This is a genomic window from Ulvibacter sp. 2210JD10-4 (assembly GCF_058148525.1).
In genome coordinates this window covers 82,907-105,302 of sequence record NZ_JBYVJZ010000001.1, presented here as the reverse complement: position 1 = coordinate 105,302, position 22,396 = coordinate 82,907, and the positions used below count along the sequence as shown (strand labels likewise).

The 22,396-nt window shown below is 35.6% G+C and carries 19 protein-coding genes and 3 tRNA genes; 13 read left to right on the top strand and 9 right to left on the bottom strand.

Annotation, left to right across the window (positions count from 1 at the left end; all coding sequences use genetic code 11):
* Together ACY2RT_RS00525 and ACY2RT_RS00520 are read right to left on the bottom strand one after the other, a co-directional pair.
* Window positions 1–951: an MlaD family protein gene (locus ACY2RT_RS00525; protein WP_490153909.1), complete on the bottom strand. Its 951-nt coding sequence runs from the start codon at window positions 949–951 to the stop codon at window positions 1–3.
* Between the two features lie 52 nt (window positions 952–1,003).
* Complete coding sequence (locus ACY2RT_RS00520) at window positions 1,004–2,125, bottom strand: N-acetylmuramoyl-L-alanine amidase family protein (protein ID WP_490153908.1); 1,122 nt, start codon at window positions 2,123–2,125, stop codon at window positions 1,004–1,006.
* A 192-nt stretch (window positions 2,126–2,317) separates the two neighbouring features.
* On the opposite strand from ACY2RT_RS00520, the gene ACY2RT_RS00515 reads away from it, so the two are divergent.
* Together ACY2RT_RS00515 and ACY2RT_RS00510 are read left to right on the top strand one after the other, a co-directional pair.
* A complete protein-coding gene (locus ACY2RT_RS00515) occupies window positions 2,318–4,960 on the top strand; it encodes a putative LPS assembly protein LptD (RefSeq protein ID WP_490153907.1) in 2,643 nt (880 codons plus the stop codon).
* A gap of 14 nt (window positions 4,961–4,974) precedes the next feature.
* Window positions 4,975–5,355 (top strand): RidA family protein, encoded by a 381-nt coding sequence (locus ACY2RT_RS00510; RefSeq protein WP_490153906.1) that lies wholly within the window; start codon window positions 4,975–4,977, stop codon window positions 5,353–5,355.
* 4 nt (window positions 5,356–5,359) lie between these two features.
* On the opposite strand, the gene ACY2RT_RS00505 is transcribed toward ACY2RT_RS00510, so the two are convergent.
* The gene (locus ACY2RT_RS00505; RefSeq protein ID WP_490153905.1) at window positions 5,360–9,742 is read right to left on the bottom strand and encodes a translocation/assembly module TamB domain-containing protein; all 4,383 of its coding nucleotides are present in this window, start codon (window positions 9,740–9,742) and stop codon (window positions 5,360–5,362) included.
* A 92-nt stretch (window positions 9,743–9,834) separates the two neighbouring features.
* Here ACY2RT_RS00505 and tsaD point away from each other — a divergent pair, with 92 nt between their 5' ends.
* The 3 genes from tsaD to ACY2RT_RS00490 are packed head-to-tail and all read left to right on the top strand — an operon-like array spanning window position 9,835 to window position 11,921.
* Window positions 9,835–10,872 (top strand): tRNA (adenosine(37)-N6)-threonylcarbamoyltransferase complex transferase subunit TsaD, encoded by a 1,038-nt coding sequence (gene tsaD, locus ACY2RT_RS00500; RefSeq protein WP_490153904.1) that lies wholly within the window; start codon window positions 9,835–9,837, stop codon window positions 10,870–10,872.
* A complete protein-coding gene (locus ACY2RT_RS00495) occupies window positions 10,872–11,207 on the top strand; it encodes a TfoX/Sxy family protein (protein WP_490153903.1) in 336 nt (111 codons plus the stop codon). The genes tsaD and ACY2RT_RS00495 overlap by 1 nt, the downstream gene beginning before the upstream one ends.
* The gene (locus tag ACY2RT_RS00490; RefSeq protein ID WP_490153902.1) at window positions 11,208–11,921 is read left to right on the top strand and encodes a 16S rRNA (uracil(1498)-N(3))-methyltransferase; all 714 of its coding nucleotides are present in this window, start codon (window positions 11,208–11,210) and stop codon (window positions 11,919–11,921) included.
* Window positions 11,922–11,923: 2 nt separating this feature from the next.
* On the opposite strand, the gene ACY2RT_RS00485 is transcribed toward ACY2RT_RS00490, so the two are convergent.
* Both ACY2RT_RS00485 and ACY2RT_RS00480 read right to left on the bottom strand, forming a co-directional pair.
* A complete protein-coding gene (locus tag ACY2RT_RS00485; RefSeq protein WP_490153901.1) occupies window positions 11,924–12,388 on the bottom strand; it encodes a DUF1223 domain-containing protein in 465 nt (154 codons plus the stop codon).
* Entirely contained in the window at window positions 12,306–12,689 is a 384-nt protein-coding gene (locus tag ACY2RT_RS00480; RefSeq protein ID WP_490153900.1) for a DUF1223 domain-containing protein, read from the bottom strand. Before ACY2RT_RS00480 ends, ACY2RT_RS00485 begins: the two co-directional genes overlap by 83 nt.
* A 237-nt stretch (window positions 12,690–12,926) precedes the next feature.
* Here ACY2RT_RS00480 and ACY2RT_RS00475 point away from each other — a divergent pair, with 237 nt between their 5' ends.
* From ACY2RT_RS00475 to ACY2RT_RS00450, 6 genes are all read left to right on the top strand, one after another.
* On the top strand, window positions 12,927–13,151 hold the full coding sequence (locus ACY2RT_RS00475; RefSeq protein WP_490153899.1) for a hypothetical protein: 225 nt from the start codon (window positions 12,927–12,929) through the stop codon (window positions 13,149–13,151).
* Window positions 13,152–13,200: 49 nt separating this feature from the next.
* Window positions 13,201–13,845 carry a DUF4159 domain-containing protein gene (locus ACY2RT_RS00470; protein ID WP_490154916.1) on the top strand — a complete coding sequence of 215 codons (645 nt, stop codon included), beginning with the start codon at window positions 13,201–13,203 and terminating at the stop codon, window positions 13,843–13,845.
* Window positions 13,845–14,360, top strand: coding sequence for a TrmH family RNA methyltransferase (locus ACY2RT_RS00465; protein WP_490153898.1), 516 nt, complete (start codon window positions 13,845–13,847; stop codon window positions 14,358–14,360). The genes ACY2RT_RS00470 and ACY2RT_RS00465 overlap by 1 nt, the downstream gene beginning before the upstream one ends.
* Window positions 14,353–15,519, top strand: coding sequence for a THUMP-like domain-containing protein (locus tag ACY2RT_RS00460; RefSeq protein ID WP_490153897.1), 1,167 nt, complete (start codon window positions 14,353–14,355; stop codon window positions 15,517–15,519). Before ACY2RT_RS00465 ends, ACY2RT_RS00460 begins: the two co-directional genes overlap by 8 nt.
* A gap of 150 nt (window positions 15,520–15,669) precedes the next feature.
* Window positions 15,670–17,187 (top strand): tetratricopeptide repeat protein, encoded by a 1,518-nt coding sequence (locus tag ACY2RT_RS00455; RefSeq protein WP_490153896.1) that lies wholly within the window; start codon window positions 15,670–15,672, stop codon window positions 17,185–17,187.
* Between the two features lie 128 nt (window positions 17,188–17,315).
* The gene (locus tag ACY2RT_RS00450; protein ID WP_490153895.1) at window positions 17,316–17,639 is read left to right on the top strand and encodes a hypothetical protein; all 324 of its coding nucleotides are present in this window, start codon (window positions 17,316–17,318) and stop codon (window positions 17,637–17,639) included.
* A 136-nt stretch (window positions 17,640–17,775) separates the two neighbouring features.
* Here the strand turns inward: ACY2RT_RS00450 and ACY2RT_RS00445 are convergent.
* From ACY2RT_RS00445 to ACY2RT_RS00430, 4 genes are all read right to left on the bottom strand, one after another.
* Window positions 17,776–17,849 (bottom strand) — tRNA-Arg (locus ACY2RT_RS00445).
* A 45-nt stretch (window positions 17,850–17,894) separates the two neighbouring features.
* Window positions 17,895–17,969: transfer RNA gene (locus tag ACY2RT_RS00440), tRNA-Pro, on the bottom strand.
* Between the two features lie 35 nt (window positions 17,970–18,004).
* A tRNA-Ser gene (locus ACY2RT_RS00435) sits at window positions 18,005–18,088 on the bottom strand.
* 106 nt (window positions 18,089–18,194) lie between these two features.
* Window positions 18,195–20,240 carry an HD family phosphohydrolase gene (locus tag ACY2RT_RS00430; RefSeq protein ID WP_490153894.1) on the bottom strand — a complete coding sequence of 682 codons (2,046 nt, stop codon included), beginning with the start codon at window positions 20,238–20,240 and terminating at the stop codon, window positions 18,195–18,197.
* Between the two features lie 169 nt (window positions 20,241–20,409).
* Here ACY2RT_RS00430 and ACY2RT_RS00425 point away from each other — a divergent pair, with 169 nt between their 5' ends.
* Entirely contained in the window at window positions 20,410–21,588 is a 1,179-nt protein-coding gene (locus tag ACY2RT_RS00425) for an acetyl-CoA C-acyltransferase (protein ID WP_490153893.1), read from the top strand.
* A gap of 24 nt (window positions 21,589–21,612) precedes the next feature.
* Window positions 21,613–22,362 (top strand): C40 family peptidase, encoded by a 750-nt coding sequence (locus ACY2RT_RS00420; protein ID WP_490153892.1) that lies wholly within the window; start codon window positions 21,613–21,615, stop codon window positions 22,360–22,362.
* Window positions 22,363–22,396: the final 34 nt, after the last annotated feature.

Sequence of the window (22,396 nt, the reverse complement as noted above, 5' to 3'; positions counted from 1 at the left end):
TTATTTGTTGGATTCTTTGGGGTCACTATATTCTTTTGGCCGCTTTCCAAAGAGCGAAAAATGTACATAGCGTTTAGGGTTTAGCTTCATGTCTTCCAGGAGTTTTTCCAGCTGTAAAGAAGCGCCTTCCAAATTGTCGTATAGCTTTTCATCCTTTAAAAGTTTGCCTATACTGCCCTCTCCGTTGTCAATTTTTGCCACAATTGCATCTAACCGGGATATTACATCTTCCATTTCTCTAACCATTTTCCCGGTTTCAATTTGAGCAAGCGAATCAGACAAGCTTGCAAAATTTTTAGAAACAGTGTCAAAATTTGTAAGTGTGCTACTTAACTTTTCTTTATTCTCCTCCAAAAGTGCATTAATATTTCTTGAAGCACCTTTAAATGCTACTGCTGTTTCACTTAAATTGGCAATTGTAATTTTTAAATTATTCCTGGTTTGTTCATCCAACACATCATTAATACCTAAAAATAAAGTATCCAATCCAGCCAAAGTGTTGTTCACTTTTTCTTCAAGTGGTCCTAAACGGTCACTAACTGCATCTAGCATTCCTTTTTCAATTTCGCCTTTTAACGTGTCTCCGGCTTTTGCAATATTTGATGGGTCATAGGTTGGAAATATTCCTAACGACTTCCCTCCTATCAAACCACTACTATAAATTCTTACTAAACTATTTTTTGAAAAATCGAAGTCTTCTTCTACTGTAAATTCCACAACAAGTCCCCCGGTTTTGTTTGCAAAACTTATATTTTGAACCTTCCCCACGGGGAGGCCATTAATAGTTACAGGTGCTGATTTTGCAAGTCCTTCAACGTTTTGGTATTTTACATAAAATGTACGGTGGTCTTCCAGAAGATTTGTACCCTTTAAAAAGCTGTAACCAAAAATAAATAATAGAATGGCACCAATGGCTAATATTCCGGTTTTTACTTCTCTAGATAATCTCAAAAGGTCTTATTTATGTTTCAAACAAATTTAAAAATAAATATAGAAAAACCGGCTATTTGTCTTCGGATTTTAAGACTTCCGAAAGTTTAACCTTTTTACCTTCTTTGAAGGCAACGATATAGCAGGTAGAATAGCCTTTTTCCCGGGCGAACTTTTTCATTAAATGAATTTCATTATAATCTGAGGTCTCGCCATAATAGTATTTGTAGAAACCGTCTTCTTTTCTTCTGCTAATTTGTTTCAACCCCTTGAAGTTATAGGGTTTTGTATCCAGTTTTTTGCTACTTGCAGCTAATTGCACTTTAAATGTAATGCCTTTATAGATTTTTTCTTCCGTTGCTTCAATGGCATTGTCAATCTCTTCCTGCGTTATTACAGGGTTTTGACTATCAAGTGTAGCCAACTGAATATTGTCTTTATATGATTTTATAGCCTCAGCAATAGCTTTTGCCATTTCCTTTTGTCCTTTTTTTGAGTTTAGATATGCTCCTTCTTTTTTATTTGTTAAAAACCCTGTTTCCACAAGTACACTTGGCATATAGCTTTGGTGCAAAACAATGAATCCCGCTTGTTTAACACTTCTGTCTTTTCGTTTTAGTTTATTCGTAAAATTACTTTGTATCAAGCTTGCCAGCATTATACTTTGGTCCAGATATTCTTCCTGCATCAAGGTTAACCCAATAAATGATTCCGGGGAATTTGGGTCGTAGCCCGAGTACCTTTCTTCGTAATTCTCTTCAAGGAAAATTACTTCATTTTCTTTTTTTGCAACCTCCATATTACGCTTGTTAGCGTGCAATCCTAAAACAAAAGTACCAGCTCCGTAGGCATTGTTGGTAAAAGCATCACAATGCACCGAAACAAAAAGGTTTGCATCTGCCTTATTTGCAATAGAAGCGCGTTCCCAGAGGTCTATAAAAACATCTGTTTTACGAGTGTAGATCACTTTTATATCGGGTAGCTTTTCCAGTTCTTTGCCTATTTCAAGTACTATACTAAGTGCAATATCTGCTTCTTTATAACCATTACCCCGGTTACCTGGATCCTTCCCGCCATGTCCCGCATCCAAAACCACTACAAATGGTTTTGTGGTACTGTTATTGTGCAATGTAAAAGACGATGAAATGAATAATCCAAGCGCAAGTACGAATATGCTAAGAGGGTTCGTTTTCATATAGTTAGTAACGTGTGATGAAAGTTGATATTTTAAAAATTCGATTTTAAAAAACACAGCCCAAAAAATATGCTTAATTTTGAGCTTTCAAAAACTAGGCCAAAACTACAAAATAATAGTATCGTAGCATTGCAAACACAGAGGCAATTTATTCAGGTTTTTCTTTTTTTTCTGCTTTTTTGCAGCACTGCAATGTATTCGCAAGATATTCCTCCTAAGAATGATGTTAATATTCCTTCTGAAAATGAAAATGACACAATCTCAGTTTCAGTAAAGCCTATTATAACAGAACTTAACGAAGCTATTGCCGATACTGTAAAGACAGATACCATAAAGCCTAAAAAAGAATTTTTAGATGGTATTGTTGATTATTATGGTGAAGATTATGTCTACTTAGACAGGAAAAATAATAAGGTCTATATGTACAATAAAGCGTATATAGTTTATGGTGATATGCGTATAGATGCCGGGCTTATTATTTTAGATTACAGCAAAAATGAAGTAACTGCCAAAGGAATTGACAGTGCCGGGGTATACTCACAACGACCGGTTTTCGTCCAGGGAGGCAATAAAGCAGAGCCAGACTCACTTCGTTTTAATACCAAAACCAAAAAGGCTATTGTTTACAATACGCGTACCGAGCAAAACGGTTTTCATGTTTTAGCCCAGGAAACTAAAAAAGAAAATGACTCTGTATACTTTCTTCGAAATGTAAAGTTTACAACTTCAAAGAATATTGATGACCCCGAATATTACTTTTATACCCGTAAAGCAAAATTCGTCCCTAAAAAAAAGATAGTCACCGGATTGACTAATATGTACATAGCTGATGTTCCTACACCGGTTGGGCTTCCATTTGCTTACTTCCCCCTTACCGAAGACCGGACTTCCGGATTTATTATTCCTACTATTGGAGAGAATAACAATCGTGGATTCTTCTTTCAAAATGGAGGTTATTATTTTGCAATCAATGATTATCTGGATTTAACGGTTCTGGGTGATTATTATACAAATGGCAGTTATGGGCTTAGAGGGGAATCTTCATATGTAGTACGGTATAAATTCAGGGGAAATGTAAGTGTTCGTTATGAGAATCTGATTAATAGTGAAAGAGGATTTCCAGACTTCAGTGAAAGCTCGGTATACAATATCCGGTGGAGCCATAATCAGGATGCTAAATCTAATCCTTCATCCCGGTTTTCTGCTTCGGTAAATCTGGGAAGCAGCAGATACTTTCAAGAATCTATTAACCAAACTAACAATGCAAGTGCTTTGGTCAATACTTTGAGTTCCTCTGTCTCATATTCCAAAACATTTGATGGAGAGCCACAGGTTAACCTGACAATTGCGGGTACACATTCACAGAACACCAATACCGAAGAGATCAATATGTCATTACCTAATGTGAATGCCAATGTATCCCGTATCTTTCCGTTTGCACCCAAAATAGGAACCAAAAAAGGGATCTTACAGAATATAAATTTTCAATATGATGTAACTGCGGAAAATCGTTTTAGTACGGTCGATTCTCTTTTCTTTAAGTCTGAAATGTTTGAAAATGCCCAAACGGGGGCGAGACATAGTATTCCTATTAGTACTAATTTTAAAATACTTAATTACTTGAGTGCTTCTGCGAGTACAAGTTTAAACGAGACCTGGGTTCTTAAAACAATTAACCGCTCTTATGATGCTACTCTGAATGATGGTGTTGGCGGAGTTGTTGAAGATACTATTTCAGGATTCGACAGGTATTTAACTTATAATTTTTCTACCAGCTTAGGGACTACTTTGTATGGTTTGTTCAATTTTGGAAAAGATAAAAAAATTCAGGCGATCCGACATGTTCTCCGTCCTTCCGTAAGCTATAGTATTAATCCGGGATTTGACCAATATTATGAAGAATACCAAGTACCAACTGCAGATCCTGATGTTGCAGCAGACGTAGTAGCCTATTCCCGTTTTGAAAATACTTTATATGGAGCCCCGGGAAGGACGTATTCCAGCAATATTGGCATGTCTTTAAGTAATACCATTGAAGCTAAAGTTAAAAGCAAGGACACAACGCTTACCGAACCTAAAAAGGTTGCCTTACTGAATAATTTAAATTTTTCTACAGGGTACAACCTTGCCGGAGATTCGTTGCGATGGAGTCCTGTGAACTTTACAGGGAGTATTCCAATAGTAGAGAAACTGGATATGAATTTCAGCGGGTCATTAGATCCCTACGCACTTAATAGTAACAACCAGCGAATAGATGTTTTTAATATTGATAACGGCGGAAGTTTATTTAGATTGACCAATGCCAATGTAAGTATTAACTATTCCTTTTCCAGTAGTGATCTGGAAGGAAAAAATGAAGATGACCCAAATAATGAAACCTTTAGAAATGGTGGTAGAAAGGATGATTTGTTTGGAGACACCACAGATATTTATGATGGAAACATTTATGACGATGATTCAGATTCTGAAAAGGATAAGAACATAACTTGGTATAATTATAAAATACCATGGGATTTCAGGCTGGCGTATACAATGACCTATTCCAATGGACAACGGCAAAACGAAATATCATCCCAGTCATTAATGATAAGTTCAAATCTTGAATTATCACCTCGCTGGAAAGTAGGTGTATCTTCAGGGTATGATTTTAAAAATAAAGGAGTTACATTAACTCAGTTTAGGTTTCAGAGAGACCTGGAAAGCTGGCAAATGAGCTTCAACTGGACACCCATAGGCAGTATTAATACGGCCTGGTACTTCTTTATTGGTATAAAATCTTCCGTACTAAGTGATATCAAGTACGACAAACGAAGAGAATCAGACAAACAACTTTAGTTCTTAGAAAGTGTATGAAAAAAGTAATCAATACCCTAAATGCTCCTGCTCCAATAGGGCCTTACAATCAGGCTATTTTAAAAGGAAATATGTTATTTACTTCGGGGCAGATAGCAATAGACCCGAAGACCGGCGAGCTGGCTATAGGTGACATTAAAGCCGAAACCCAACTTGTAATGGAAAACATGAAGGCTGTTTTAACGGAAGCCGGAATGACCTTCGAAAATGTACTGAAGACTTCCATTTTTATAAGTGATATGGAAAATTTCAGTATAATAAACGAAGTTTATGCGAGGTATTTCGATGAAGCTACCGCTCCTGCACGTGAAACAGTAGAAGTTGCTAATTTACCTAAATATGTTAACGTAGAAATTTCAATGATCGCTTCTTTATAAAGCCTTAATCATTATTTTCTTTGGTTCCTTCAGAATTAAAATCAACCGGTAGCGGATTATCATTTGGCGTTTCCGAAGGTTCTTCATCAGACTCAAGTGTAATCTTTCTGTTGAATAGCTTGTTAACTAATTCACTGAATGTATCAAAATCCACCGAGTAGGACACACCTGCCCCTTGTTCAAAAATTTGGTCCTCTCCAATAAATTGAACATCAGCCTGACGGTTAAAGAAATTGATACGCAAGCTACCATCCTCATTCACCAACCACTGTACTTCGATATCACCTGCAACAGCAGATTCATTGACTCCACCAACGGGAACACCAACTTTACCATTTATTAAAATACGCTCATTGATTTGTGTGGATAGTGTGATCCCAAAGCGGTCTGCCGTTTCTTGGTTGGGGGTTCGCGATCCTTGTGAATAGTCAAGTCCTACTTTAAACTTCCCGTCCTGATCTGCAAATAGCTCGTTTACCAATCCCGAAACTCTTTCAACCAGAGTTCCGGTAAAAGCATTAGAACCTTGATAATTATCATTTACAAAAGAACCCGAAGCAACCAGGAATAGTGCCTGTCTTTCACGCTGTTCTTCATTTTGCAATTTGTATTCCAACTCGCTTCTAACAATAGAACTTACACGTGGAAATTCAATTCTGAAATTAATGTCGGGTTGTATTAACTCTCCTGTTAGGTCGACCAGGACATTCACGGGAATTTTTCGGTTTATCGCCGGGTTATCCAATAGAATTGATGGGTTGGCTTCGGTTTTATATAATGCACTTAAATCTAAACGAGCACGTTCCGGGCTTCCATCCCAGGTAATACTTCCTCCGGAAACCACTTCAATGTTCTTTTGGATAATTCCACCATATCTAAAATCATATTCTCCTTCAATTACCAGGAAATCTCCCCACATTCTAAACTTTCCAAGTGTATTGATTTCTATTAGTAATATTCCGGCTCCCCGCCCTTTTAGAGTAGAATTATTTACCTGATCTACAACCACCTCCACTTCGGCTTTTTCATTGATATCCAATTCAAAATTAAGAGTAAGTCCTTTGACTTCCTGAGAGACGACAGTTTCTCCACTTATTCGTGCTTCCTTTTCTGCGGGAGATAAAAATTTTATAAATGAGTCATCTCCGATAGATTCAGTATCGCTCAAAGGTATTTTAAAACTGGTATCTTCCTCAGTAGTAGCTACAACACCAATAACCAATTCATCTACAGGCCCGCGAATATCTGCTGTACCACTAATAAAAGCTGTTCCATAATATAATGCATCTTCGTCCGGAGGTGTATCAAGTACTAATAATCTTTCAGGAGCATCTATTTTTAAATTCAGTTCCCAGTTATTAAAATTAGAATGTGTTGCATTTCCGGAAAGAACTCCTTTAGATCCGTATTTTGTATCGGTTATTTCGGTAGTACCAATATCAAACTTATTCTTAGTGACTAAAACTTCTGTAGACCTGTCCAAATTAAAATCGGTATTGAGGTAAGGAATTCTTAATCCACTATTTTCGAGCTGTATTTTTCCAAAAATATCTGGTGATTTATAATTTCCAACCACACGAACATTCCCCGATGCCTCTCCCCTTATATTGGTAATTACGTCACCACCAAACGGACTAAAAGCCTGTAGATTAAAATCGTTAATATCTACATCCATTTGTATTTGTGGTTTGTTTGTAGAGACATCTATATCACCTACAGCACTGATAGATTTTACACCTTCTTTGGTTAGCGAAGTGTTGATGTTATATTTTGTAAGGTCTTCATTTCCGTTAATTTGAATATCCAGATTTCCAAACGGGATATCATTAACAACAACACCATCAACAGTAACTGTTGAATTTGGGTAATACGATTTATTTTTCTGTACAAAATGTAGTTTTCCATTTACATTTCCCTCTAATCGAAGGCTGTCCACTTCGGGAACAATATTACCAATATTTACATCTGTAAACTGAAGTTTGATATTCTTATAGGTAGAATCTCTAACGGATCCGGCAAGTTTGATTAATTCTCTATTATGCCTGAAAACTAAAGAATCGATTTGAATGTTTTTAAAGTTATCATCAAAAACAACTTTGTTTAAATTATTGTTGTTCTTATTAACATACCAAACATTGTTCTTATAAGTTATATCAGATTTTTTAACTCCTACGACAGATTTCCCCAAAGGGTTTATCGTATGATACAACGAGAGGTTAAAGAGATCTTCTTTTTTCTTTCCTCCCTTAAATTCAGAACGGATGTATAACGTATCGTTAATGGTCTTGTTGATAAGGTTTACATCTGTTAAGTTATATACCCCCGTATATACTGAATCTACGGTAATGTATGTATTATAAATAGGGTTGTCGTTATCCACCTGGATATTCACTTTACCCAAATAGTTATCTAAGATTAATATTTCGGGGGAACGAAAATCCAGTTTAAATTTTGATTCATCTGAAGATACCGAACCCTTTACCCGCGTATTCTCTCCTAACTGAAGTTGTGGTACAAATACTTCAACAATTTTATTGAAGATATCAAATTCGTAATCTATATATTGATTGGTCGTTACTTCCTGCGGAATATAGTTGGCGTATATACTGCCTACCCCATTTCGGAAAAGATCAGGGATGTCCTCTACTAAAAAGTTTCCCGAGATCTTACCGTCAATAATATCTGGAGAATTAATCTCGATAGTTCTCAGGTCGCCTTCAAAAGAAGAAGTAATTTTAAAATCATCAAAATAGAAATCATCATCTTCATTTTGATAAAAAGTTTCTTTAAATGTAATTGTCCCTTTAGCATCATCTACCGTAGTACCGTCCATATCCATAATCACCTTTCCTGCAAAAACAGATACACTATCCCTCTTCATTAGATTGAGTTTATTGAGCTCCGCAAATTCAACATCTGCTTCAAAATCATATTGGTTGAAGTCCTTGGATACATCTACCAATCCTTTAAAATCAAGTTGAAGATTTGGGTCTTCTATACTGAGTTCACCATTAAATAATGGGTTTTTCAGATTCCCTGTAACGTTAATCTTCTGGTAATCATACCCTTCAAAATTCAATGAAGAGATAGTACCTGAAATTTTAGTATTTACTGTTTGTTGCGTAAAGCCACTACCATCAAAATTGAGGTTTCCGGTTATTTCTCCTAGCGATGTGGTCCCGGCAATTTTACTTAGATCAAGTTGGTTGAGAATCACATTACCTTTATAAAAAGCGTTTTCAAAATTATTGATATTCCCCATACTGAAGTCAACATCTGCGTCCCCTATATCTGTCCGTATGGTACCATCTGTAAATAACTCCGTTGCCGTAAGTGTCGTGTTGCCATTAAATATAAACCTGCCAATATCTTTTAGCTCTTTTGGCACCACATCTCCTAATACACGTGGCATTAATCTGCGTAGCTCATAATAATTGGTTCTTATAGAATGATTTTGGGCTTTGATCGAATAACTATCACCCTCTTTTAAAATGTTTTTAATCGTAAAATTACCGGACACTTGTGTATCTGTTGTTGCTAACTTTGTATTGGTGAACGCAAAATTGTTTAAGGTTCCCTCAAAATTTCCATCGACAGAAATGGTCTTGTTAGGCCCAAACTCATTATAAAAGCTATTAAGATCATTTGTAGCAACTTGAGTATCTTTTAAATTGGCATCAATAGTAACATTATTTTCAAAATTGATCATTCCCTTTTCTCCATAACGTAAAATAATATCCCCTCTGATTTTTGAATTTTCACTTTCAAGAATCAGATTCTTTAATTGCATTTCCTGTGGGGTATATGTAAAATCCGTTTCCAGGTTCTTAATAATAAAACCTCGTTTGGCTATCACTGAAAGTTCATTGATCTCTGCTTCAATATCGGGGCCGGTGATCCTAAAATTCTTTGCTGCAAGATTCAAGTTGCTCAAATTAAAAATTTCAGGGCTTTCAATATTGTAATCTGTAATTTTAACTCTACTGTTAGTTAAGCTTACATTATTATTAAAAAATGAAAATATCTCTTCACTTTTTTTACCGGTATCAAATTTATCGGCAAAAATAGAAAGGTTATCATTATCCTCTCCTTTATAAGTAGTAATATATAGTTTTGCATATGTTAGATCTATATGCCCAAATTCGAGATTTCCTCTAATTAGGTTAGGGAAACTAAGAACGTTTGTATTTAGTGTTTTGGCATAGATAAGTGTGTCTTTGTGATGGTCTGCTATATAGACCTCCCTGATGTCTACTTCTCCTTTCCAGTTAAGCCCCAGGCGATCAATATGAATATCGGTTCCGTAGGTTTCATTAAGACTATCTGTTACTTTTTTTGCAATATAAGATTGTACCGAAGGAATAGACAAAATAATTATCAAAAGCACCAAAAGCAACACAATAATTGCAAATGTGCGAAGTATTATTTTTCTTAATTTTTTGATACGCTTTTAAAGTTTTAATTTTGACTCCAATAAATATGCCTGATTTTATTTTGAGACAAAAAAATTGTTATATCCTCGGTATTGAATCTTCTTGTGATGACACGGCTGCTGCTGTGATAAATAACGGAGTTATCTTATCCAATGTTGTTGCCACTCAAAAAATTCACGAGGAATATGGCGGTGTTGTTCCCGAACTTGCTTCGCGTGCGCACCAACAAAACATCGTCCCTGTAGTGCATCAGGCTATACACAAAGCAAATATCGACAAAAAACAGTTAAGTGCCATAGCTTTTACAAGTGGTCCGGGATTGATGGGGTCTTTACTGGTAGGTACCTCATTCTCAAAGTCTTTAGCCGTAGGTTTAGACATTCCGTTGATAGATGTAAACCATATGCAAGCGCATATTTTGGCACATTTTATCAAAGCCGAAGGACAGACAGCTCCTAATTTTCCATTTTTAGCATTAACAATAAGCGGAGGCCATACACAAATTGTAAATGTGACCAACTATTTTGAAATGGAAGTTATAGGCGAAACTATAGACGATGCTGTAGGGGAAGCTTTCGATAAGGCAGGAAAAATATTAGGGCTTAGTTACCCCGGAGGCCCTTTGATAGATAGATACGCACAAAAAGGAGATCCGAAACGTTTTAAATTTACAAAGCCAAAAGTAAAACCTTTGGATTTCAGTTTTAGTGGCCTGAAAACTGCTGTGTTATACTTTGTAGAAAAAGAAGTAAATAAAAACCCTCATTTTATTTCCGAAAATTTAGAAGACATTTGTGCCAGTTTACAATTTACGATTGTAGATTATCTGATGGATAAGTTGAGAAATGCTGTAAAGCAGACAGGGATCAAAGAAATTGCTATTGGTGGTGGAGTTTCAGCAAATAGCGGAATTAGAAAGGCTTTGACAGAAGCCGAAACTACATATGGCTGGAAAACACATATTCCAAAATTTGAATTTTGTACTGACAATGCAGCAATGATTGCTATTGTTGGTGAATTAAAATATAAGAACAAGCTTTTTGCTGAAAACGATGTAGTAGCAAAAGCCAGATTAAAATTGTAATGGAAAACAAATCTGAAGAAATTGTCCTCCGTATCCGTTCTGCTGTTCAGCCGTGGGCATATCACATTACTGAAAAACGAATGTTTGGTGGTTTTTGCTTTTTATACAAAGGCAAAATGTGCGTGGGTGAAACAAAAGAGCGTTTAATGGTGCGTGTAGTTTCAGAAAAAATGGATAAAGCACTCAAGACCCCACACGTAAAGCCAATGGATTTTACCGGAAAACCCATGAAGGAGTTTATTTTTGTTTCTGAAAAAGGATTCGATACCGAAGAAAAATTACAGGAATGGATAGAATTGGGAATAGAACACGCCAAGCTAAAAAGCAATTCATAAATGCAATTATTCTATCACCCTGATATTACCGAAAACGATAAAGAAGTGATCTTCGACAAAGAAGAAAGCCGCCACATTGCTAAAGTGCTACGTAAAATTGAAGGTGATGTATTACAGTTAACAAATGGTAATGGATTTTTCTTTGAAGTAAAATTACTTAGCACTGAGTCCAAAAGGTGTATTGCTGCTATTATTAAAGCCGAAAAACAAGTACCGCTACCCTATCAATTGCATTTGGCGGTTGCTCCCACTAAATTAAATGAACGCTATGAGTGGTTCTTAGAGAAAGCCACAGAAATAGGTGTTTCAGAAATTACACCCATAATTTGTGACCATAGCGAACGTAAGGTAATAAAAGCTCCCCGCTACCAGAAAATTATTCAAAGTGCTATGAAACAATCTTTGAAAGCATATCTTCCAAGATTAAACCCCGCTGTTTCATTTAAAGAATTTATAACCTCGGAAGCCCGTTCAGAAGAGTATAAATGCATTGCGCATTGTGAAAACACTCCCAAACAATCTTTTAAATCAATTGCACAACCTAAAAGTTCGGTTTTGATCTTAATTGGACCTGAGGGCGATTTTTCTTCAGAAGAGATTGACAAAGCTAAAAAAAACGGGTTTCTTCCTGTAAGTTTGGGCAATAGTCGCCTGAGAACAGAAACAGCGGCAATAGCAGCCTGTCATAGTATTGCTTTTATCAATGAAGGCTAAATTTATAGTTCCAGCATCCCGGCACCGGTAATAGATAAATTATTTGTTTGAATATAGGCTATCAAGTTAAGTGCATCATTTTCGGTTACAATGGATGGTATTGCTATTTCGGTTTTGCCGGCCTTTTTAGATAGGGTAACTTCAATTTCTTCAACTACTATATTGCTATTTAAAAGAGTACGGCCTCCATTTTCACCACGTTTCACATATGTTTTGCGATAGTCCACTACTAATGCAACTTTCAAGCTTTTATCCTGAATCTTACCATTTACAACATAACTAAAGGAAATTGCGTCATTTTTTTTCTCTATTTCTGAAAATGTTATGGTGTTCTCTGCCTTGGTTTTTAATGATTTTAAAAGGTATTTATTCATTTTCCCTTCGTTAGAACCCACAAATTGATATAGGCCGTTTACAATTGCCTGCGGAGTATAAACAAACACTTCTTGTATTGAACTTAAAGCCATAGGCTTGCTGTAAAACTGTAAAATCGGGGCTGCTGAAAGGGTCCTTCCAACCCAATCTATCCCAATAATCTACATGATAAGACAATACAAATACATTTTCATAGGCATGATCCATTTTTATCTGATCCAGTAACAGATCCGCACCAGGGCAGCTACTACATCCTTGAGATGTGAATAATTGTACTAACGCAAAGGGAGGAGCAGTTGCTATAGAGTTGCTTTCTTCAAGTTTCACAAGGGGTTTCTCATGTATGGTAAGCAATAATATGGGAAGTAAACTATAGAAAATAAATGTTTTCATTACAAAAATTTAATAATTAAGTCGCTGTTATAAAATAACCTTACGGAAACAATAAATAGTCTAAAAATGTAACTTTTTAAGAGGCAATTTTTCAAAAATTTGACTAAAATATGCACATAAAACAATGCGTTTAATCGCATAAATATTACATATAATCGAAAAAAAGACTGTTTTTTTGTAGGTTATATGAAAATTAATACTTAGTTTTCCAGTCCCGAATCAATAAAATTTTCAATAATGTCACCCGCAGCAAGAAAATTTGAACATACTTTAAACCTACCTGTAATTGCTTCTGTTCATCAAGTAATGGGAAATTTGGTTACAGAAAAAATGGTCAATAACCATCTTCCACTTGAAAGATTAACCATAGCGCATAGTGCTAAAACCTCTTTCGGTTTAATGAAGGACTGGATGAGATTCACCGATGTACTGGGCGATGGCATTCTTGCAAAAATTTCCTAAGAACTATTCTTATTTCTAAATCGAAGTTTTTGTACTTTTGATTGCTATGATGCAATTAAAAGGATTTTTTTTATTATTACTATTTTCTATTACTAACTTATCTGCACAAGAAATTGCAGTATTACAATATGGCGGTGGCGGTGATTGGTATAGTAACCCTACTGCCCTTCCTAATCTAATCACTTTTTGTAATGAACAAATCAATACCACAATCCATGCTAAACCACAAACAGTAGATCCGGGTAGTGTAGATTTGTTTGATTATCCTTTTGTACACATGACGGGACATGGAAATGTTTTCTTTACTTCCGAAGAAGCTGAAAACCTACGTAGTTATATGCTAAGTGGTGGATTTTTACATATTGATGATAATTATGGAATGGACCAATATCTGCGAAAAGAATTGGTTAAGATTTTTCCTGATAAAGAATTAAAAGAATTACCTGCTAACCATCCCATTTTTAGTTATCAGTATGCTTTTCCCAACGGATTGCCAAAAATTCATGAACATGACAAAGCGCGTCCGCAAGCATTTGGTATTGTACATGAAGGCAGATTGGTGTTGCTATACACATATGAGAGTGATCTGGGAGATGGATGGGAAAGTCCTGAGATTCACAATGACCCGGCAGAAGTTCGTTTAAAGGCGCTACGTATGGGAGCAAATATTGTGAAGTACGCATTTGAAAATTAATGGCACAGCAACATTCGCATACTACGACTCCATTTTCTGCTAAAAGTTTTCCTGTTACTGTTATTTGCGACCAATTACAAAGCCCGGCTAATGTAGGGGCTTTATTCAGAATATGCGATGCTTTTGGAGTTTCAGAGATCATTTTTAACAATGCAGAAATCAGTTTTACTTCTACCCGGCTGCAACGTACTTCCAGAGAGACCCATAAAAAAGTAAATTACCGTGTTTGTGAAGATATTATTTCAGAAATTCAAAAACTAAAAGAAAATGAATATCAGGTACTGGCCTTAGAAATTACTGAGGACAGTATCCCTTTAGAAATGCTTAAGGTTTTTGTATCAAAAAAGATTGCATTAGTAATTGGTAATGAGCGATATGGTATCTCTGACACCACTTTACAGCAAACAGATCAAACGGTTCATATCACTATGTATGGCAAAAATAGCAGTATGAATGTGGTTCAGGCTACAGCTATTGCTTTGTATGCAATAACCAATAAGTTAAGTATTGAATAAAAATATCTTACATAAAGAAGTACAAGAGTTTATAAGAAGCTATACCGGAGACATACCGAAATTGGCTTTTGCAGGAAGTCCATTTGAAGAAATCACAGTTAAAGAATTATTGCAACAAATTGAAGGCCGTAGAAAAATTGAAAAGAAACTACCAACCTGGTATAAGCTTTCCGGAGTCTTCTACCCTCCCAAACTGAATTTGGAGCAAACCTCGTCTGAGGTTACAGCAAAATATAAAGCATCATTGATTTATGGAGAAAGTTTAGCCGACCTTACCGGTGGTTTTGGCGTGGACAGCTATTATTTTTCAAAGAATCATAAAACAGTTCATCACTTTGAGGTCAGCGAAACAGTATCGAATATAGCTGCGCATAATTTTAGAATGCTTACTGCTAATAATATAATTTGTATTTCCAAAAACGGGCTGGATGCTATAAAAAATAAGAAATACAGCAATATCTACCTAGATCCGTCCAGAAGGCACGACACCAAAGGCAAAATTTTCTATTTAAAGGATAGTGAGCCCAATATTCCGGAAAATTTAGAATACCTCCTCGAACGCTGTGAAACATTATTACTTAAAACTTCCCCAATGTTGGATATTTCGCTGGGAATAGAAGAATTAAAATTTGTTAATGAAATACATATTGTAGCTGTTGAAAACGATGTAAAAGAATTGATATGGATACTTAAAAAGAATAGTAATCCTTCTATTCAGGTTAAGACAATAAATTTCACAAAAAACAGTCCGGAAACGTTTGATTTTAGTTGGAATGATGATGCTTTAGTGACTTACCATTCTCCAAAACAATTTTTGTATGAACCCAATGCGGCTATTATGAAAAGTGGTGCTTTTAATTTACTTTCAGAAAAAAATAACTTGAATAAATTACATAAGAACTCACATTTATATACAAGTGAAGTTTTACAAGAATTTCCTGGAAGGCGTTTTCATATTGAAAATGTCATCCCATATTCAAAAAAAGAGATCAGAAAGGCGTTGAATTTTGACAAAGCCAATATCACTGTTAGAAATTTCCCCGAATCTGTTGCCAAGCTTCGCAAATACTGGAAAATAAAGGATGGAGGCAATACTTATTTGTTCTTTACTACTATCGAAAATGATCAAAAAGTGCTTCTTATCTGTAATAAAAGTTGATCTTTTAAACCTCTTCCCTTTTTAGATATTGTCACAAATGCAAAAATAAACCGTCATTTATAGAAAGAATACATTGATGAGTAGATACATTCGATAATATGATATTATAATCCTTTTAAAATAATTGAACCAACCTTAATACATAAGCATATGAAAGCTTTAAAAATGCCGGTAGTCCTTTCCCTACTGGCACTACCACTATTTTGTTTTAGTCAGAACATAGAGCAGCTATTTGAAAAAATTGAAGCAGGCAGTTACAATGTAGGTTTTAAACTTATTGAAACTTTTGATGATAGTAGAATTTACCAATTGAATAAAGCTTCCGGGAAAAATACCAGACCCATGCAAATTGGAGTTTGGTATCCATCAATAGAGGATAATGCACAAAAATTAAATTTAAAAGATTATCTGGAGTTTGCATCAAGGTCAGAAGCATTAATACAAAGTGATTCTTTAGAAACAGTAGCTATTTCTGAGCTGTTAAATGCATCGCACATTAACAAGACAAAAGCAGAAGAAGTACTAAACATCCCTCTATCTTCCAGTCTTGATATAAGACCGGCTAATGGTACATTTCCATTGGTGATATACGCACCGGGGTCATCAGCCGGTTTTTACGAAAACTTTTTATTGTTTGAATATTTGGCAAGTAACGGGTATGTAGTTATATCATCAAAATCCAGAGGATTTAGAAATCCTACTATGAATGCAATGTGGTCCGGTGTAGAATCTCAAACACGAGATATGGAATTTTTAATGGCTGAAGCAAATACATTAGGGTTTGCTAATGTAAAAGAAATCAACCTAATAGGTAGAAGTTGGGGATCAATTGCCGCGTTGGTTTTTTCAATAAGAAATAAAGAAGTTACTAATTCAATTACGAGTTTGGATGGTACCCTAAGCTATAATGCTATAGAGTTAATGAAAGATTCTCCATATCCGGGAGGTGAATTTGTTTATATCCCTTTGTTTCTGGCTGTGGGTAAAAAAAGAAGTGAAAATGCCACACCAATTGACAGGAAAAATTATTTTCAGGATGTTAAATATGCAGATACTTATACCGTTGAATATAATGAAATGAGGCATACCGCATTTTCAAGTTATTATCTTTTAAACCATTACTTGCTGAATAAAGGGATCGATGACAAAACCGCTTCCGATCTGATTAATGGTTACCTGTCCAATGCAAAACATGTTGGAGAATTTCTAAACGCACATAACCGTAATAAGAACAATACAAAAAAATGGTCTGTTGACCTATCAAGAGATTATACATTCGATTTCAAGAAGGCATCAGACGTACTACTTCCAAATTACGAAGATTTTGGTTTTGCTTTAGAAGTTAATGGAGCAGATAGTGCCGTTGAAATTTATGAAAAAGCACATAAAATAAATCCGGAATATGCAAACAATAAGTTGTTCAATGCTAATTACATCAATGCCTTTGCTTACAAAAATGCTGGAAATAATAATTTGTCCGGAGCTATAAAACTAATACAGATGGCCCTAAAAGCGTTTCCTGACAATGCCAACTTATATGATAGTTTGGGAGAGTTTTTATTAAAAAAAGGAAATAAAGCTGAAGGACTAAAAGCTTATAAAAAGTCTTTAGAACTAAACCCAGATAATGAGAATGCTAAAAAAGTAATTCAACAGATAGAGGACTAGCGTTCTATTTTAATATCCAAGGGCTACATATACCATAAAAGTAGTTTCACACAATAGTTTAAAGAACATAAGCATCGCTTTAATTCTATATATTTGTGTTGACGGCAAATAGGACAAACAAATTATTTATGTGGGAAGAAAAATTAAAAATATACGACCAATTGGTTGCTAAATGTGACCGTTTCAAGAGAAAAGGAAAGACAATGCCTTACACTTCTGCTAATGGATATATGTTTTCGCTCCTTAACAAAGATGGAGAAATAGGCATTCGGTTTTCTAAAGAAGTTCAGAAAAAATATATTGAAGAGTTTAAAACAACTTTATATAAATCTTACAATGCTGTAATGCGTGGCTATGTCTTGATCCCGGAAGAAATGTTAAAGGATCTGGATCTTGTAGCAAAATACCTGGACGAAAGTTATGATTATGTAATGAGTCTTGAGCCAAAATAAATATTGCAGTAATTATTTTCTGAAATTTAAAAAATCAATGAAATGAGTGAATTAGGTAGGCAGTGAATTTATCTGCCGGTTCACTTTTTCTAAAAACAAAAAAATCCACACAACCGTGTGGATTTTTTGCTTGTAGTGATCGCGACAGGATTCGAACCTGTGACCGTCTGCTTAGAAGGCAGATGCTCTATCCAACTGAGCTACGCGACCAGAATACAAAAAATAAAAAAACCGAACAGTACATCCGGTTTTTTGTCGGGGTGGCAGGATTCGAACCTGCGACCTCCTGCTCCCAAAGCAGGCGCGATAACCGGGCTACGCTACACCCCGTTAACAATTGTAGTAATACTACACTGTTAGCAATGCGGAGAGACGGGGATTCGAACCCCGGCAACGGTTGCCCGTTGACAGATTAGCAATCTGCTCCATTACCACTCTGGCACCTCTCCAATATGTAATGAACGTTGTTTTTAAATGCGGATGCAAATGTAACTTTTCAATTGTTATAACGCAAAAAAATACTCTATTTTTTAGCGGGTAAAAAAGCATCAATTTCTATTCAGGATATTCAACCCGTAAATGATAAATATTATTGAGTTTCTTTTTTAACACCTTTTTTATAATCTGAATCTCTTTAAATGTAACATTGGCATTTAAAAACTGCCCCTGTTCCATCTGACTATCAATGATCTTTTCCACAAAGTCATCAATTTTGCTCGATGTAGGGTCTTTTAGACTTTTACTTGCCGCCTCCACACTATCTGCCATCATTAAAATTGCCGTTTCTTTAGAAAATGGAGTTGGCCCGGGATATCTAAAGTATTTGGGGTCTGCATCATTATTCAACTCTTTTTCTTTTTTATAGAAATAGTATACCAGGCTCGTTCCGTGATGTGTCCTGATAAAATCGATTACACGATCCGGCAATTTATTTTTACGTGCTATTTCAATTCCATCGATAACATGATCAATTATTATTTTAGCACTCTCTTTTGGAGCCAGTTCATTGTGAGCATTGAATGAATTTACCTGATTTTCGGTAAAATTAGTTGGATTGACCATTTTGCCAATATCATGATACAAAGCCCCTACTCTCACCAGCATCGCATTTGCGCCAATCTCATTGGCTGCAGCTTCAGATAAATTTGCAACATTAAGTGAATGATGGAACGTTCCGGGTGCTTTATTGGAGAGTTCTTTTAATAATTTACTATTCGTATCACTTAATTCCAGTAATGATACATCAGAGACTAATCCAAATATTTTTTCGTATAAATAAATAAGAGGGTGTGCAAATAAGGTTGCTAATCCGCAAAGAACAAAATACCCAAAAGTTTCCCATTTCAGTAATTGAATATTTCCTTCCTGAATTAAGAAGAATGCAAAATACCCTACGATATAAATAAAGGTGATCTGGCCTACAGAGATAAAGAGGTTCGCTCTTTTATATAATTCTGAAACCGTCAATATGGTAACAATCCCTGCAATGATCTGAAGAAACAAATATTCAAAACTATTAGGCACTATAAACCCTAAAAGCAATAAGGTTAATACATGAACAAAAAGCCCAAGCCTGGGGTCAAAGAAAGCTTTGATCACTAATGGCAAAATACACAGCGGAACAACATAAACATAAACAGCATCAAACTTTACAACGATCGTTGTTAGAAAGACCATCAATACTACATTGAAAAATATAAAAGTGACCTTGGTATTATTTTTAAAAATTTCCGGTCGATATTTATTTAAAAACAGGTACAGCATCAAAAATACCAAAGACACCAGCATGGAGTATCCAACCAATAACCAAACATAATTGGATTTGCTCCAAACTTGCGATTGGTATTCTGCTTTAAGTGAGTTAAGTATTTGAAACTTGTCTCCTTCTACAACCTCTCCTTTAGCTATAATTCGCCCCCCTTTTTCTATAATGCCACGGTTGGGATTTATGGCGCTAATTTCAGTTGCCACTGTTGCTTCAGTAAGTTTTATATCTAAGCTAACATTAGGGTTTACTACTCTTATTAATAGCTTTTGCAGTAATTCTTCTATGTCTTGTGCAGTAAACTCAGATACCTTAGAACTTACCTTATTGCCAAGACCATCCTTCCGAAAAAGCTGAGAGTATGTTATTTCTTCGACTTCATTTCCTTTTTTCAGATAAATTAATTTTTCTTCAGAATAAGGGTGAATTTCATCAGTAACACCATTAGAATAAACTTCATCCAGTATTGCATTTCCCAACTCTTTCGCCAAAGTTTCGGAAGTATTGTACAAACTATCGATAAAAGCCTGTTCAAATAGCTCTAAGAATCTTTGCTTACTGCCAGCCACTATGGAGGCATCATATTCAAAATAAGGCGTAGCATCAGCTTTTATAACTTCTTTTTCTTTTTCCAATGCATCTTTATCTTTCTTTATGGTAAAGCTAAAAGGAGCATATAAATTTTCGTATTGCCAAGGTTTTCCCTTCTGAAAATTGTATTTGAACTGGCCTCCTTTAGGCAGCAAATAAATGATCAGAACCGTGGCAATGATAAATAGAAAAATCTTGTAAATAGTAGATTGATTCTTTGTTAAAAATGAAAAGAAGTTGTTCATATACGGAATTGTAAAAGTAAAGGTATAAATATCGGTCGACTAATCCCAAAGCCTCGACTATTAAAGATTGATATTTCAGTTTTAAATATGTAAATTTGCTCGACAAATTCGGATGTAATTTTAGCAATCGAAATATTCCATTTAATTTAAAAAATAATATATAAGTCTAATGAGTAAGGAAGTTGTAATTGTAGCTGCGGCAAGAACACCAATAGGAAGTTTTATGGGAAGCTTATCATCGATAACCGCAACCCAACTTGGATCTATTGCGATTAAAGGTGCTTTAGAAAAAATAAATCTTGACCCTTCATTGGTCCAGGAAGTATATATGGGCAATGTTGTTCAGGCCGGTGTAGGACAAGCTCCCGCCCGTCAAGCTGCAATTGGAGCCGGTATTCCGGATTTTGTTCCTTGTACAACTGTAAATAAGGTATGTGCATCCGGAATGAAAGCAGTTATGAATGCTGCTCAGACCATCGCTTTGGGTGATACAGATATTGTTGTTGCCGGAGGAATGGAAAGCATGAGCAATATTCCTCATTATGTGCATATGAGAAGGGGACATAAATTTGGTCCTACCACATTGGAAGACGGAATGCAGAAAGATGGTTTGGTAGATGCTTATGACAAAAATGCAATGGGAGTGTGTGCAGATCTATGCGCAGCTGAATATGAGTTCTCCCGCGAAGATCAAGATGCTTTTGCCATTCAATCTTATAACAGATCTGAAAAAGCATGGAGTGATGGTAAATTTGCAAGTGAGGTTGTTCCTGTTGAAGTGCCTCAACGGCGAGGAGAACCCATAGTAGTATCTGAAGACGAAGAATATAAAAATGTACGTATGGAAAAAATTCCTGCGTTACGTCCCGCTTTTACAAAAGAAGGAACTGTTACAGCAGCGAATGCTTCTACAATTAATGACGGTGCAGGTGCAATGGTATTGATGAGTGCTGAAAAGGCTAATGAGTTAGGAATTACCCCCCTGGCAACGGTAAAGGGCTATGCAGATGCCGCACATGAACCAAAATGGTTTACAACAGCTCCCTCAAAAGCATTACCAAAAGCATTGGCAAAAGCCGGAATTGCTCAAGATGACGTAGATTATTTTGAATTCAATGAAGCTTTTTCTGTAGTAGGTCTGGCAAATATGAAGATCTTAGGATTAAACGATTCTAATGTAAATGTAAATGGTGGTGCAGTATCACTGGGACATCCACTTGGTTGTAGCGGTGTACGGATTCTAATTACATTATTGAATGTATTGATTCAAAACGATGCAAAAATTGGAGCTGCAGCTATTTGCAATGGTGGTGGTGGTGCTTCGGCGATGGTGATTGAAAGAAATTAATTTACTTTTTCTCAATCATTAAGAATGAAATACGGCATTTGCAATTTAAGCATAGTACCCATACGAGTTGAAGCTTCAGACCAAAGCGAGCTAGTTACACAATTACTATATGGTGAAATTTTTAAAGTTTTGGAAAGCAGAAAAAAGTGGAGCCGTATACGATTGAGTTTTGATGCATATGAAGGCTGGATAGATAATAAGCAATTTTTGTTTGTAGCAGAAGACGACTATAAGCAATTAAAGAATCAAACTCCCAAGTATGCTACAGATCTGGTTGATTTTATTACAACTAGTGATGGACAGCTACTTTCCATTTGTATGGGTAGCAATATAGATGCTTCAGTATATCTTAAGCACACTTTTGAAGGTAAATTTGTTTCTGCTAGATCTCCAAAAGAAAAAATTATTGAAACTTCATTACTCTATCTAAATGTTCCTTACCTGTGGGGAGGAAAAACTCCTTTTGGTATTGATTGTAGTGGATTTACGCAAATGGTCTATAAATTAAATGGTTATAAATTATCACGAGATTCCAGCCAGCAAGCTACACAAGGTGAGCCACTTAGTTTTATAGAAGAAAGTGAGCCGGGAGATTTAGCTTTTTTTGATAATGCAGAAGGTAATATCATTCATGTGGGTATTATTATGAAAGATAATTACATTATACATGCTCATGGTAAGGTACGTGTCGATCGTCTGGATCATACAGGTATCTTTAATTATGAAAAACGTTCCCATACACACAAGTTGAGAGTCATAAAACGCATCATATAAAAAAAACCTTCAAATTATTGAAGGTTTTTTATAC

Excerpts from the sequence above, each read along its gene's own strand:
- ACY2RT_RS00510 (WP_490153906.1), top strand. The coding sequence starts at position 4,975 with ATGAAAAAAGTAATCAATACCCTAAATGCTCCTGCTCCAATAGGGCCT.
- ACY2RT_RS00450 (WP_490153895.1), top strand. The coding sequence starts at position 17,316 with ATGTGGGAAGAAAAATTAAAAATATACGACCAATTGGTTGCTAAATGT.
- ACY2RT_RS00430 (WP_490153894.1), bottom strand. The coding sequence starts at position 20,240 with ATGAACAACTTCTTTTCATTTTTAACAAAGAATCAATCTACTATTTAC.
- ACY2RT_RS00475 (WP_490153899.1), top strand. The coding sequence starts at position 12,927 with ATGTCACCCGCAGCAAGAAAATTTGAACATACTTTAAACCTACCTGTA.
- ACY2RT_RS00520 (WP_490153908.1), bottom strand. The coding sequence starts at position 2,125 with ATGAAAACGAACCCTCTTAGCATATTCGTACTTGCGCTTGGATTATTC.
- ACY2RT_RS00515 (WP_490153907.1), top strand. The coding sequence starts at position 2,318 with ATGTATTCGCAAGATATTCCTCCTAAGAATGATGTTAATATTCCTTCT.
- ACY2RT_RS00480 (WP_490153900.1), bottom strand. The coding sequence starts at position 12,689 with ATGAAAACATTTATTTTCTATAGTTTACTTCCCATATTATTGCTTACC.
- ACY2RT_RS00470 (WP_490154916.1), top strand. The coding sequence starts at position 13,201 with ATGCAATTAAAAGGATTTTTTTTATTATTACTATTTTCTATTACTAAC.
- ACY2RT_RS00495 (WP_490153903.1), top strand. The coding sequence starts at position 10,872 with ATGGAAAACAAATCTGAAGAAATTGTCCTCCGTATCCGTTCTGCTGTT.
- ACY2RT_RS00420 (WP_490153892.1), top strand. The coding sequence starts at position 21,613 with ATGAAATACGGCATTTGCAATTTAAGCATAGTACCCATACGAGTTGAA.
- ACY2RT_RS00465 (WP_490153898.1), top strand. The coding sequence starts at position 13,845 with ATGGCACAGCAACATTCGCATACTACGACTCCATTTTCTGCTAAAAGT.
- ACY2RT_RS00490 (WP_490153902.1), top strand. The coding sequence starts at position 11,208 with ATGCAATTATTCTATCACCCTGATATTACCGAAAACGATAAAGAAGTG.
- ACY2RT_RS00455 (WP_490153896.1), top strand. The coding sequence starts at position 15,670 with ATGAAAGCTTTAAAAATGCCGGTAGTCCTTTCCCTACTGGCACTACCA.
- ACY2RT_RS00425 (WP_490153893.1), top strand. The coding sequence starts at position 20,410 with ATGAGTAAGGAAGTTGTAATTGTAGCTGCGGCAAGAACACCAATAGGA.
- tsaD (WP_490153904.1), top strand. The coding sequence starts at position 9,835 with ATGCCTGATTTTATTTTGAGACAAAAAAATTGTTATATCCTCGGTATT.
- ACY2RT_RS00485 (WP_490153901.1), bottom strand. The coding sequence starts at position 12,388 with ATGGCTTTAAGTTCAATACAAGAAGTGTTTGTTTATACTCCGCAGGCA.